At 44.3% G+C, this 12,735-nt stretch carries 7 protein-coding genes, 4 tRNA genes and 3 rRNA genes; 4 read left to right on the plus strand and 10 right to left on the minus strand.

What is annotated here, in order from left to right:
* Positions 1–15: 15 nt before the first annotated feature.
* The 4 genes from L3V77_RS16875 to L3V77_RS16890 all read left to right on the plus strand — a co-directional run bounded on the left by L3V77_RS16875 (position 16) and on the right by L3V77_RS16890 (position 3,498).
* Positions 16–723: a DUF484 family protein gene (locus tag L3V77_RS16875; protein WP_275135146.1), complete on the plus strand. Its 708-nt coding sequence runs from the start codon at positions 16–18 to the stop codon at positions 721–723.
* Positions 698–1,624: a tyrosine recombinase XerC gene (gene xerC / locus L3V77_RS16880; RefSeq protein ID WP_275135147.1), complete on the plus strand. Its 927-nt coding sequence runs from the start codon at positions 698–700 to the stop codon at positions 1,622–1,624. The genes L3V77_RS16875 and xerC overlap by 26 nt, the downstream gene beginning before the upstream one ends.
* Positions 1,624–2,340 (plus strand): 5-amino-6-(5-phospho-D-ribitylamino)uracil phosphatase YigB, encoded by a 717-nt coding sequence (gene yigB, locus L3V77_RS16885; RefSeq protein ID WP_275136803.1) that lies wholly within the window; start codon positions 1,624–1,626, stop codon positions 2,338–2,340. The genes xerC and yigB overlap by 1 nt, the downstream gene beginning before the upstream one ends.
* Before the next feature lie 183 nt (positions 2,341–2,523).
* Complete coding sequence (locus L3V77_RS16890; protein WP_275135148.1) at positions 2,524–3,498, plus strand: sensor domain-containing diguanylate cyclase; 975 nt, start codon at positions 2,524–2,526, stop codon at positions 3,496–3,498.
* 382 nt (positions 3,499–3,880) lie between these two features.
* Here the strand turns inward: L3V77_RS16890 and L3V77_RS16895 are convergent.
* The 10 genes from L3V77_RS16895 to ubiD form a co-directional block, all read right to left on the minus strand.
* Positions 3,881–3,971 (minus strand) — tRNA-Ser (locus L3V77_RS16895).
* 91 nt (positions 3,972–4,062) lie between these two features.
* Positions 4,063–4,178, minus strand: a 5S ribosomal RNA gene (rrf, locus tag L3V77_RS16900).
* A gap of 122 nt (positions 4,179–4,300) precedes the next feature.
* Positions 4,301–7,193 (minus strand): 23S ribosomal RNA (locus L3V77_RS16905).
* Positions 7,194–7,629: 436 nt separating this feature from the next.
* Positions 7,630–7,705, minus strand: a tRNA-Val gene (locus L3V77_RS16910).
* Positions 7,706–7,736: 31 nt separating this feature from the next.
* Positions 7,737–7,812: transfer RNA gene (locus L3V77_RS16915), tRNA-Lys, on the minus strand.
* A gap of 89 nt (positions 7,813–7,901) precedes the next feature.
* Positions 7,902–7,977: transfer RNA gene (locus L3V77_RS16920), tRNA-Glu, on the minus strand.
* Between the two features lie 125 nt (positions 7,978–8,102).
* Positions 8,103–9,655: ribosomal RNA gene (locus tag L3V77_RS16925) — 16S ribosomal RNA — on the minus strand.
* Together the 16S, 23S and 5S rRNA genes with 4 tRNA genes alongside form the textbook arrangement of a ribosomal RNA operon.
* A gap of 619 nt (positions 9,656–10,274) precedes the next feature.
* Positions 10,275–10,985, minus strand: coding sequence for an NAD(P)H-flavin reductase (gene fre, locus L3V77_RS16930; protein WP_275135149.1), 711 nt, complete (start codon positions 10,983–10,985; stop codon positions 10,275–10,277).
* Positions 10,986–10,993: 8 nt separating this feature from the next.
* On the minus strand, positions 10,994–11,263 hold the full coding sequence (locus L3V77_RS16935; RefSeq protein WP_275135150.1) for a 2Fe-2S iron-sulfur cluster-binding protein: 270 nt from the start codon (positions 11,261–11,263) through the stop codon (positions 10,994–10,996).
* A complete protein-coding gene (gene ubiD, locus L3V77_RS16940; protein ID WP_275135151.1) occupies positions 11,260–12,726 on the minus strand; it encodes a 4-hydroxy-3-polyprenylbenzoate decarboxylase in 1,467 nt (488 codons plus the stop codon). The genes L3V77_RS16935 and ubiD overlap by 4 nt, the downstream gene beginning before the upstream one ends.
* Positions 12,727–12,735 lie beyond the last annotated feature (9 nt).

The following is a 12,735-nucleotide window of genomic DNA, read 5'->3' on the forward strand; positions in this document are numbered from 1 at the left end:
GACAGAGGAAAAAATTTGTCTTTAAGCGAAGCAGATGCGATGACCGCTGAGGTTGTTGCTCAATATTTACGTGACCATCCTGACTTTTTCAGGGAAAGACAAGAGCTCACTGAGCTGATGTCACTTCCTGTACATCAAGAAGGCACGGTCTCGTTGGTTGAAATAAAGCTAAGAAGGCAGAGAGAGAAAATCGCTGACCTCGAGGAAGAGATCACCGAATTAATGTCAATGGCAGCTAACAACGGCCAACATTTTCATCAGTTTATGAGCCTTCAGGAAACCATTCTCAAGTGTCATACTTTGTCTCAGGTTGTTGATGCCATTAATCAGTTTTCAAAAGCACTCTCTCTTACGGCTTATTTAAAATTGTTACATTGTGATAACCTCAAACACCATATTAATATGGAGAACTGGCAACGATTTTCGACCAATCATTTCAATGGTAAGACAGCTTACCTTGGTAGACTAAAAAAAGCAGATCGTGATCTATTGTTTAACCATGATCGCTGCCCTGAACTAGGTTCATTTGCCATATTACCTTTAGAAAAATCGAAGCCACTTGGTGTCATCGCCTTTTCTAGTAGTGATGGTGGTCACTTCCAACCTAGTATGGACACTCTATTTTTGCGTCATCTTGCAACGGTCATTTCTCATCTAGTTTCTACTCTTGAATGGGAAAATAATGGGCTAACCAACAATGTCCTTAACCACACGTCTGCCTGAACAACTTATTGAGCCTCTTGAACGCTTCTATCAATATTTAAGAAGTGAGAAAGGGCTCAGTTTGCATACTCAAAACAATTACAAAAAACAACTACAAATTGTCACAGAGCAACTATTTGAACTCGGTTTGCAAGATTGGCAACAAGTTGATGCCGCGTGGGTTCGTCAAGTTGCTAGTAAAGGTATGCGCCAAGGAATGAAGTCGAGCAGTCTTGCTACACGCCTCTCTTCTCTACGGAGTTTTTTTGATTTCTTAGTCTTACGTGGTGAACTTAACGCCAATCCAGCGAGAGGTGTTGCCGCACCAAAACGACAAAAAACGTTACCAAAAAATCTCGATGTGGATCAAGTTGATCTGTTATTAGCCGTAGATGAAACCGACCCATTGTCTGTTCGTGACAGAGCTATGATGGAACTGATGTATGGAACAGGCATCCGTCTTGCTGAATTGATTAACTTGGATATAAGAGACATCAGCAACGGTAACGGAGAGATTCGAGTCATAGGAAAGGGCGATAAAGAACGTAAAGTCCCATTTTCCGGGTACGCTAAACAATGGGTAAATAAGTGGCTCGCGCTTCGCCCAATGTTATTAAAGCAAGATGAATCCGCGTTATTTATTTCGAAATTAGGTGGGCGTATATCATCTAGAAACGTCCAAAAACGAATGGCGCAATGGGGATTAAAGCAGGGTGTGTCTAGCCATATTAGCCCGCATAAACTGCGTCACTCATTTGCCACTCATATACTAGAGTCAAGTGGCAACTTGCGTGCCGTTCAAGAACTGCTTGGACATGAGAACATTTCTACGACTCAAGTTTACACTCACCTAAATTTTCAACACCTAGCTCAAGAGTATGACAAAGCGCACCCTAGAGCTTTCAAGAAAAAAGAGAAATGATGAAGGTATATCGACGTTTAAATTCAATAAAAGCACTTAGTTTTGATCTAGATGATACGTTATATGACAATCATCCAGTAATACGTAAAGTAGAAAGTGAAATGGCCATTTGGCTGCATCAGTACCATCCAATCTCAGCTCAACTATCGTTGCAGCAATGGAAGGAATTAAAACTTCAATTAGCTGAGACTTGCCCAGAACTTAAGCATGACATGACTCTCTGGCGGAAAACACAGATCGAACAGGGTTTAAAGCAATTGGGTTACGATAACCTAAAAGCTGAAAAAGCATCAGAAGATGGAATAGAGCACGCTTTATGGTTGCGTAATCAGGTCGATGTCCCCTTTGAATCACATCAAACACTGCAAGCATTGAAAGAAAAGTTCCCATTAATAGCCATCACTAATGGCAATGTTGATGTGCATCAGATAGGCCTGAGCCAGTATTTCGATTTGGTGTTAAAAGCGGGACCAGATGGACGTTCAAAGCCTTACCCAGACATGTTTTTGACTGCGAGAGACCACCTAGGCCTCCCTCAAGAACAAATTTTGCACGTTGGTGACCATCTAATTTCGGATGTCAGTGGAGCTAAAAAATGTGGCTTCTCAACATGCTGGATTAACACGTCAATGAATCCTATTGCGGAACACCACCAAGCAAGAGTTCTTCCTGATATAGAGATTGAAAATGTGAGTGAACTTCTGTATTTAGTATAGCGATCTTATCGATCTCAAGACATAAATACCTAAATCCAATTTCTACAATCCTGCATCGTAAATACACTTACTTTGTTGTTCTATTGCTTCAATCAAAGAATTTGAACAAAAAGAACGGTTTCTTATTACTTTGATAGTTTTTATAGCTAGTATAAATAGAGAATTACATAAAGAGCCTGAATAATGGAAAAAACAGAACCGCACTATCTAGAAAAAGAGCTGCAAAAAACACTAGCGCAAGATCCTGCTATATTCCAGTTCTTGCAAACCAGCTGTCTTGATGGTGTATTTTTCTGGGATTTAGAGAACCAAGAACATAAATGGATGAGCGACAACTTCTGGAAGGTGTTGGGCTATGACCCAACCAGTAAACAACATTTACTCTCGGACTGGTGTGAAGTCATCAATCAAGAAGATATGGAGCAAGCATTAAACAATTTTAAACTTCATTGTGAGAACCCAGCTCATCCGTATAATCAAATTGTCAGATATAAACATAAAGATGGTTCAACCGTATGGGTAAGATGTCGAGGGTTCGCTCTAAGGGATAAAAATGGTAAAGCGATACGTATTCTTGGCGCTCACACCGATGTCACACAGTTAAAAGAAACGGAAGAAGATTTAAAACGCAGAAATGAAGAACTAAAAAATCTCGCTAGGCATGACCCTCATACTTCTCTATACAATCGATTTGCCTTCGCGGAGATCTTTGAGCAACAACTTTTAATCGCGGCTAGAGAACATATGCCAATATCTTTAGCGATGGTCGACGTAGATAATTTTAAAGTAATTAACGACGCTCTCGGCCACCTTGAAGGAGATAAAATCCTTTTAGATGTCTCCAATACACTGCGAAAGGTAGCCAGAGACAGTGACATCATAGGTCGATTTGGTGGTGATGAATTTATCGTGCTCATGTTCAATTCCAATCATAGAGAGGCACAACTCGCAGCTGAAAGATTACGGATGGGCGTTGAGGAATGTGTTACAACCAACTCTGGTCCAGTAACCATAAGTGTTGGTGTTTCTACGTTTGGTGAGAAGAGCATCGCTGGAATCGATCTTACTCCCTCAGAGATCTACGAAAAAATGCTGGGTACCGCCGACAAAGCCCTATTCCGAGCGAAAGATAATGGTAGAAACCAAATCTGTTATTAATGTAATAAGCCTCAATGTGTATGACCTAACACTTACCCAAAGATATAGTAGTGACTTTAACGCCTGTTATTGCCACTACGTCTCTTCATTTCTATAGGAATAGATTTCCTTCAACCTTAATCATATCTATCCATCAAAAACCTCTTAAGACACTTTAACTGCTTTTTCAGTGCTACATAAAGGAAACTACCTTATAAGCTATCCAAAAGCATGACAGGGGCAATACAGGAGCGTGTAGCATTATATATCTGCGTAGAGACGGTTATGCATACGATGGCAAGTATTCATAACATAGTCATCACAAGTTTATCGGATAGAAATGTATTCTCGAGGAATTTATGACATAAAAAAAGCCCCAGTCTTTCGACTAGGGCTTAGATAGTGGCGGAGGGATAGAGATTTGAACTCTAGAAGGGCTACAAACCCTTGCCGGTTTTCAAGACCGGTGCTTTCGACCACTCAGCCATCCCTCCGAAATTTTGTTAATAATCAAAGTCTTATAACATTTAGCTTTGACTAGTTTTTGCCTTTATCTTTCCTAAAAAAGATAAAAACGATGTTAAAACCTGGCGATGTCCTACTCTCACATGGGGAGACCCCACACTACCATCGGCGCTGTTGCGTTTCACTTCTGAGTTCGGCATGGGTTCAGGTGGGTCCACAACGCTATGGTCGCCAAGCAAATTTGGTCAAGCTTCCTATCACGATAGAAAACTTTAATAATCTGGATTACTGACTTAAATAAAAGTTTTCACACATTCAATGTTCTTACATTGAGTCCACAAAACCCCTTGGGTGTTGTATGGTTAAGCCTCACGGGCAATTAGTACAGGTTAGCTCAACGCCTCACAACGCTTACACACCCTGCCTATCAACGTTCTAGTCTCGAACAACCCTTTAGGACACGTAAAGTGCCAGGGAAGACTCATCTCAAGGCTCGCTTCGCGCTTAGATGCTTTCAGCGCTTATCGATTCCGAACTTAGCTACCGGGCAATGCCATTGGCATGACAACCCGAACACCAGTGGTTCGTCCACTCCGGTCCTCTCGTACTAGGAGCAGCCCCTTTCAATCTTCCAACGCCCACGGCAGATAGGGACCGAACTGTCTCACGACGTTCTAAACCCAGCTCGCGTACCACTTTAAATGGCGAACAGCCATACCCTTGGGACCGACTTCAGCCCCAGGATGTGATGAGCCGACATCGAGGTGCCAAACACCGCCGTCGATATGAACTCTTGGGCGGTATCAGCCTGTTATCCCCGGAGTACCTTTTATCCGTTGAGCGATGGCCCTTCCATTCAGAACCACCGGATCACTATGACCTGCTTTCGCACCTGCTCGAATTGTCATTCTCGCAGTCAAGCGGGCTTATGCCATTGCACTAACCACACGATGTCCAACCGTGTTTAGCCCACCTTCGTGCTCCTCCGTTACTCTTTGGGAGGAGACCGCCCCAGTCAAACTACCCACCAGGCACTGTCCGCAACCCCGATAAGGGGCCGACGTTAGAACATCAAGCATACAAGGGTGGTATTTCAAGGTCGACTCCACTCCATCTAGCGACGAAGTTTCAAAGTCTCCCACCTATCCTACACATGTAGGGTCAATGTTCAGTGCCAAGCTGTAGTAAAGGTTCACGGGGTCTTTCCGTCTAGCCGCGGGTACACTGCATCTTCACAGCGATTTCAATTTCACTGAGTCTCGGGTGGAGACAGCGTGGCCATCATTACGCCATTCGTGCAGGTCGGAACTTACCCGACAAGGAATTTCGCTACCTTAGGACCGTTATAGTTACGGCCGCCGTTTACCGGGGCTTCGATCAAGAGCTTCGTCCGAAGACTAACCCCATCAATTAACCTTCCGGCACCGGGCAGGCGTCACACCGTATACGTCATCTTACGATTTTGCACAGTGCTGTGTTTTTAATAAACAGTTGCAGCCACCTGGTATCTGCGACTCCCGATAGCTCCATCCGCAAGGGATTTCACCGTCAAGAGCGTACCTTCTCCCGAAGTTACGGTACCATTTTGCCTAGTTCCTTCACCCGAGTTCTCTCAAGCGCCTTGGTATTCTCTACCCGACCACCTGTGTCGGTTTGGGGTACGATTTCTTATAATCTGAAGCTTAGAGGCTTTTCCTGGAAGCATGGCATCAATGACTTCATCACCGTAGTGACTCGACATCGGGTCTCAGCCTAACAATTTCCCGGATTTACCTAAGAAATTAGCCTACACCCTTGAACCTGGACTACCATCGCCAGGCTCACCTAGCCTTCTCCGTCCCCCCATCGCAATTATAAGAAGTACGGGAATATTAACCCGTTTCCCATCGACTACGCCTTTCGGCCTCGCCTTAGGGGTCGACTTACCCTGCCCCGATTAACGTTGGACAGGAACCCTTGGTCTTCCGGCGTGGGAGTTTTTCACTCCCATTATCGTTACTCATGTCAGCATTCGCACTTCTGATACCTCCAGCAGACCTTACAGTCCACCTTCAACGGCTTACAGAACGCTCCCCTACCCAACATAATAAATTACATTGCCGCAGCTTCGGTGTATAGCTTAGCCCCGTTACATCTTCCGCGCAGGCCGACTCGACCAGTGAGCTATTACGCTTTCTTTAAATGATGGCTGCTTCTAAGCCAACATCCTGGCTGTCTGAGCCTTCCCACATCGTTTCCCACTTAGCTATACTTTGGGACCTTAGCTGGCGGTCTGGGTTGTTTCCCTCTCCACGACGGACGTTAGCACCCGCCGTGTGTCTCCCGGATAGTACTTACTGGTATTCGGAGTTTGCAAAGGGTTGGTAAGTCGGGATGACCCCCTAGCCTTAACAGTGCTCTACCCCCAGTAGTATTCGTCCGAGGCGCTACCTAAATAGCTTTCGGGGAGAACCAGCTATCTCCAGGTTTGATTGGCCTTTCACCCCTAGCCACAAGTCATCCGCTAATTTTTCAACATTAGTCGGTTCGGTCCTCCAGTTGATGTTACTCAACCTTCAACCTGCCCATGGCTAGATCACCTGGTTTCGGGTCTATACCTAGCAACTCGACGCCCAGTTAAGACTCGGTTTCCCTACGGCTCCCCTATACGGTTAACCTTGCTACTAAATATAAGTCGCTGACCCATTATACAAAAGGTACGCAGTCACAGGACGCAATGCCTGCTCCTACTGCTTGTACGTACACGGTTTCAGGTTCTATTTCACTCCCCTCACAGGGGTTCTTTTCGCCTTTCCCTCACGGTACTGGTTCACTATCGGTCAGTCAGTAGTATTTAGCCTTGGAGGATGGTCCCCCCATATTCAAACAGGATATCACGTGTCCCGCCTTACTCGTTTTCACTTAAAATGATGTGTCGGTTACAGGGCTATCACCTTGTATCGCGATACTTTCCAGAATCTTCACCTGCATCATTAAAAGCTTAAGGGCTAATCCAATTTCGCTCGCCGCTACTTTCGGAATCTCGGTTGATTTCTACTCCTCCGGGTACTTAGATGTTTCAGTTCCCCGGGTTTGCCTTATTAACCTATGTATTCAGTTAATAATACTAGCTTTTGCTAGTGGGTTTCCCCATTCGGAAATCGTAGACTCAAGTGGCTTTTACTGCCTTATCTACGCTTATCGCAAGTTAATACGTCCTTCATCGCCTCTGACTGCCAAGGCATCCACCGTGTACGCTTAGTCACTTAACCATACAACCCCAAAGGGTTTCGCTTACGCGAAATAACAACGAATTGTTATTGTATTAGCAACCAAGGTTTCTATCGTTGCCTCATTATTTGAATGAGCGAGACAACATTTTCGATTTTGCCGGACTCAAATATTAAACATCTAACCGAAGTTAGGTGTTTCCAAGAACACTTGAATGTGTGTTGGTTTGTTATCACCGAAGTGACAACAAGATCCTAGAGTTTCCTTTTAAAAAAGGATCCAATAGGATTTGAGAACTTTTATTTTGATAAATAATAATCAATTATTTATCAGTCAGCTTTCCAAATTGTTAAAGAGCAAAATGTTCAATGCTTATAAAAATAAGCCAATCACATTTTCTAAAGACTTTCAGGGACCACAATAAACCAATAATTAGTAACCATTGGTTTGGATATGACACCAAAAATACTTAGAGAATGGTGGGCGATACTGGGCTCGAACCAGTGACCCCCTCCTTGTAAGGGAGGTGCTCTCCCAACTGAGCTAATCGCCCACGTTTGTTTTAATTCCTTCGTGGGAAAGAATGGTGGGTCGTGCAGGATTCGAACCTGCGACCAATTGATTAAAAGTCAACTGCTCTACCAGCTGAGCTAACGACCCAGTCTTGTTTTCTTCCTTAAGTAAGGCAAGTTGTAAGACAGTTTATATACAATAAACAGCGGGCAACTTAACGGATCATAAGGAGAAAATGGTATCCCGTAGGGGAGTCGAACCCCTGTTACCGCCGTGAAAGGGCGGTGTCCTAGGCCTCTAGACGAACGGGACACAGGTGCATAAAAGTGTTGGGCACTTTCACACTTATACCCGCAGTTAAGCAGGTACAAATACTCTCTTTACTTTTCTAAACCTATTTCAATCTGTGTGGACACTCATCATGTGCAATCATCGTTTAAGGAGGTGATCCAGCCCCAGGTTCCCCTAGGGCTACCTTGTTACGACTTCACCCCAGTCATGAACCACAAAGTGGTAAGCGTCCCCCCGAAGGTTAAACTACCTACTTCTTTTGCAGCCCACTCCCATGGTGTGACGGGCGGTGTGTACAAGGCCCGGGAACGTATTCACCGTAGCATTCTGATCTACGATTACTAGCGATTCCGACTTCATGGAGTCGAGTTGCAGACTCCAATCCGGACTACGACGCACTTTTTGGGATTCGCTCACTATTGCTAGCTGGCTGCCCTCTGTATGCGCCATTGTAGCACGTGTGTAGCCCTACTCGTAAGGGCCATGATGACTTGACGTCGTCCCCACCTTCCTCCGGTTTATCACCGGCAGTCTCCCCAAAGTTCCCGACATAACTCGCTGGCAATTAAGGATAAGGGTTGCGCTCGTTGCGGGACTTAACCCAACATTTCACAACACGAGCTGACGACAGCCATGCAGCACCTGTCTCAGAGCTCCCGAAGGCACGCCTGTGTCTCCACTGGCTTCTCTGGATGTCAAGAGTAGGTAAGGTTCTTCGCGTTGCATCGAATTAAACCACATGCTCCACCGCTTGTGCGGGCCCCCGTCAATTCATTTGAGTTTTAATCTTGCGACCGTACTCCCCAGGCGGTCTACTTAACGCGTTAGCTCCGAAAGCCACGGCTCAAGGCCACAACCTTCAAGTAGACATCGTTTACGGCGTGGACTACCAGGGTATCTAATCCTGTTTGCTCCCCACGCTTTCGCATCTGAGTGTCAGTATCTGTCCAGGGGGCCGCCTTCGCCACTGGTATTCCTTCAGATCTCTACGCATTTCACCGCTACACCTGAAATTCTACCCCCCTCTACAGTACTCTAGTTTGCCAGTTTCAAATGACCTTCCGGGGTTGAGCCCCGGGCTTTCACATCTGACTTAACAAACCACCTGCATGCGCTTTACGCCCAGTAATTCCGATTAACGCTCGCACCCTCCGTATTACCGCGGCTGCTGGCACGGAGTTAGCCGGTGCTTCTTCTGTAGCTAACGTCAAACAATAAGCGTATTAAACTTACTGTCTTCCTCACTACTGAAAGTACTTTACAACCCGAAGGCCTTCTTCATACACGCGGCATGGCTGCATCAGGCTTTCGCCCATTGTGCAATATTCCCCACTGCTGCCTCCCGTAGGAGTCTGGACCGTGTCTCAGTTCCAGTGTGGCTGATCATCCTCTCAGACCAGCTAGAGATCGTCGCCTTGGTGAGCCATTACCCCACCAACTAGCTAATCTCACTTAGGCTTATCCAATCGCGGAAGGCCCGAAGGTCCCCTCCTTTCCCCCGTAGGGCGTATGCGGTATTAGCTATCGTTTCCAATAGTTATCCCCCTCAACTGGGCAAATTCCTAAGCATTACTCACCCGTCCGCCGCTCGACGCCTATTAACGCTCCCGAAGGATTGTTAATTTCGTTTCCGCTCGACTTGCATGTGTTAAGCCTGCCGCCAGCGTTCAATCTGAGCCATGATCAAACTCTTCAATTTAAGTTCTTTTTGGCTCAATGAATACTGACTTTAAATTGCCTTTTACTTTAGATAACCAAAGGTTAAATAATAAAATGTTCTTTAAAGTTCTATCACTCCAACAGAGTGATATTTAAATAACTGTGTTCAACGTTAATTCGCTTTCACTTTTAAAAAAATAAAAACAAAGTAAGCATCAAATTAGGTCACTCAGTTCATTGAAACCGTTGTTGATTTCGTGCCCTAAAGCAGAGAATCATCTTCGATTGTCATCAACGAGTGCCCACACAGATTGATATAGGTTTAAATTGTTAAAGAGCGTTACTTCAATAGTAAGTAAATTATTACTTTTAAGCCTTTCGACTTTACCGTTGAAGTGGGCGGTCATTTTAGCGAGATAACTCTTCGTGTCAAACACTTTTTTAGAATTATTTCTCTAAGACCAAATTTTGTTCCTGTACGCTAATCCCTTTTCAAATAAGGTCTCGCCGTTAGGAGTTGCGCATTATAGGGAGATTTTTATGTGACGCAAGCCATTTTCTCAAAAAATTTCAATTTTTCTTTTTGATTGTTCTTTTTACCATCAAAAGTGAAAAGGGAGGTCGATAAATCTTCCTTTTACTTACATTTATATAACAAACTAGATAAATGAATAGGCGTCAGAGAACATTCGTTCTCTATTGGCATTTTTTTCTAGGCTAAATTGTTCTCTGGCTGCGCCTGCCATTTCAAATCGACCTGCTATATAGATATCAAAATCTTCTAAACTATCAAAATCGGCTAAAACAGCGGCCAATACATTACCTATTTTGCCATTCCATATATTAGGTGCGCTTTCTAAAACAGGTATAAAATGAATATTGCTGAACTTTTCAGATAACGTTTTCATTTCATCAAAGGCATAAAGTTGTCCGTCCGACCTTGCTCCCCAATAAAGATATATCGGATTTTCGATATTCTGGCTTACACAATGGTCGAGTATAGAACGCACATAGCTGAAACCTGTTCCACCCGCTATAAGCAATATAGGACGATTCCCTTCCTTAAGCCAAGCATCTCCGTGCGGCGCATCAACCTCAATGTAAATGCCTTTATCAAACGCGACTTTCATTTTATCGATAACTTCTGTCGCGTAAGCGTTCTCTTCGGCTGCACCTATATGAAGTTCAAGCTCTCCTTCATTCCGACAAGGGCTACTAGCAATAGAAAATGGGCGCCTATCTTTCTCTCCCATCACCACCATTAAATATTGACCCGCTTTAAATTCGACAGGCGTCTCTGGATGGAGCAATATTTTATAGGTATTGCATGCTAAGGGTTGAATGGACTTTACTTTACAACGAATAGTCATATTTCCTCTTACTCTTCAAAGGTAAGTTTAAGATTAGTTTCTGCAAATGCCTGACAAGGAAAGATCCATCCCTTTTGTATTTCTTTTTCAGTCAATACGGGGTCTAAATGATAAGAAACTTCACCTTCCACTTTTCGGCACATACACATCGCGCACACACCAACCTGACAACGATGTGGGAAGCTTATATTATTGTTGAGCGCGGCTTCTAGTATCGTCTGTCCTGTTGATACATCAAATTCCTTTCCACTAGGAAGTAGAGTGACTTTATGGCTCATAAAATACCGAGGTCATCCCAAATAGAATCTATTTTCTCTACTACTTTTGGATCCTTTTTGATGGGTCTACCCCACTCTCTTTGAGTTTCGCCTTCCCACTTATTGGTTGCATCTAACCCCATTTTTGATCCTAAACCAACGGTTGGAGATGCGAAATCAAGCGAATCTATCGGGGTATTATCAACCATCACTGTATCACGAACTGGATCCATCCTAGTCGTGATAGCCCAAATTACATCATTCCAATCCCGAGCATTCACATCATCATCACAAACAACGATAAATTTGGTGTACATGAACTGTCTCAAGAAAGACCACACTCCCATCATGACTCTCTTCGCATGCCCAGGGTATTGCTTCTTCATTGTCACTACAGCCATCCGATAAGAACATCCTTCAGGTGGTAAATAAAAGTCGACAATTTCAGGAAACTGTTTCTGAAGTATAGGAACAAATACCTCATTTAGCGCGACGCCTAGAACCGCGGGCTCATCTGGTGGTCTCCCAGTATAAGTACTGTGGTAAATGGGATTATTTCTCATGGTGATATGCGTAATAGTGAACACGCGATGTTGTTCTACTTCATTGTAGTATCCGGTATGATCGCCATATGGACCTTCAGCCGCAAATTCACTTGGATCGATGTAGCCTTCCAATACAATCTCAGCACTTGCCGGCACCTCTAATTCATTACTTATAGACTTAACGACTTCTGTTTTACTGCCCCGCAATAAGCCAGCAAAGGCGTATTCAGAAAGAGTATCGGGAACCGGAGTCACTGCACCTAAAATAGTTGCGGGATCAGCACCAAATGCAACGGAAACCGGGAATCGCTCTCCAGGATTACTTTGCATCCAATCTTGCAGATCAAGAGCGCCGCCTCTATGCGCTAACCAACGCATGATAACTTTGTTTTTAGACAGCTTTTGTTGGCGGTAAATACCCAAATTTTGACGTTTTTGATTCGGTCCCTTGGTGACAGTCAATCCCCATGTCAGCAGTGGCGCCACATCTTCAGCCCAACAACTCATTACGGGTAACTTGTCTAAATCAACGTCATCACCTTGCCAAATAACCTCTTGGCATGGGGCCTTCTTAAGCCTTTTGGTAGGCATATTTAAAACTTGTTTGAATACAGGGATCTTGTCAATCGCATCTTTAAAGCCCTTTGGTGGCTCAGGCTCTTTCAGGTAAGCCAATAACTTTCCAACCTCTCTGAGCTCAGAAACTTCCTTTCGCCCCATTCCCAGCGCGACACGTTCAGCTGTACCAAAAAGATTGGTTAGTACTGGCATGTCATACCCTACTGGATTCTCAAAGAGTAAAGCGGGACCACCAGCTCGCAAAGTGCGATCGCTAATCTCAGTCATCTCATAATGTGGGTCTATTGGGTGAGTAATGCGCTTAAGCTGACCCTTTTCTTCTAAAAGGGTAATAAAGTCACGTAAATCCTTAATACTCATAGGGCTCAT

Origin of the sequence: Vibrio sp. DW001 (assembly GCF_029016285.1) — a bacterium.
Lineage (GTDB): Bacteria > Pseudomonadota > Gammaproteobacteria > Enterobacterales > Vibrionaceae > Vibrio.